This is a genomic window from Streptomyces sparsus (genome assembly GCF_054776295.1).
The window spans coordinates 566-1060 of record NZ_BAAHCA010001299.1 but is presented as its reverse complement, the minus strand read 5'-3'; the positions used below and the strand labels follow the sequence as shown (position 1 = coordinate 1060).

At 77.4% G+C, this 495-nt stretch carries 1 protein-coding gene; it reads left to right on the top strand.

All coding sequences use genetic code 11. The features are described 5' to 3' along the window. Positions 1–495 (top strand): lysophospholipid acyltransferase family protein (locus ACYVE9_RS28030; RefSeq protein WP_461030691.1); only part of this gene is annotated, 495 nt, incomplete at both ends.

Here is a 495-nt window from a genome sequence, read left to right as displayed (position 1 = left end):
GCGGCTCGCCACCGCGACCGCCGTGCTGCTGTGCGGGGTGCTCGCCCTGCCCCTCGTCCGGCGCCTGCCGGCCGCCCGCCGGGACCGTCTGGTGCGGCGCTGGGTCCGCACGCTGACCGCGTCCCTGGGCGTACGGGTGCGGATGTCGGGCCGGGCGGTGCCCGGGCCCGCGCTGGTGGTCGCCAACCACATCTCCTGGTTGGACGTGCCGCTGCTCGCGGCCGTCAAACCGGGGCGCACGCTCGCCAAGGCGGAGGTCGCCCACTACCCGGTGCTGGGCGCGGTGGCCCGGCTCGGCGGCACCCTCTTCATCGACCGGGAGCGGCTGCGCGCGCTGCCGCACACCGTCGCCGCTCTGGCGGCGGCCCTGCGCGACGGTTCGACGGTCGTCGCCTTCCCGGAGGGCAGCACCTGGTGCGGACGCAGCATCGGCCGGTTCCGGCCGGCGGTGTTCCAGGCCGCGCTGGACGCCGGTACCGCGGTACAGCCGGTGCT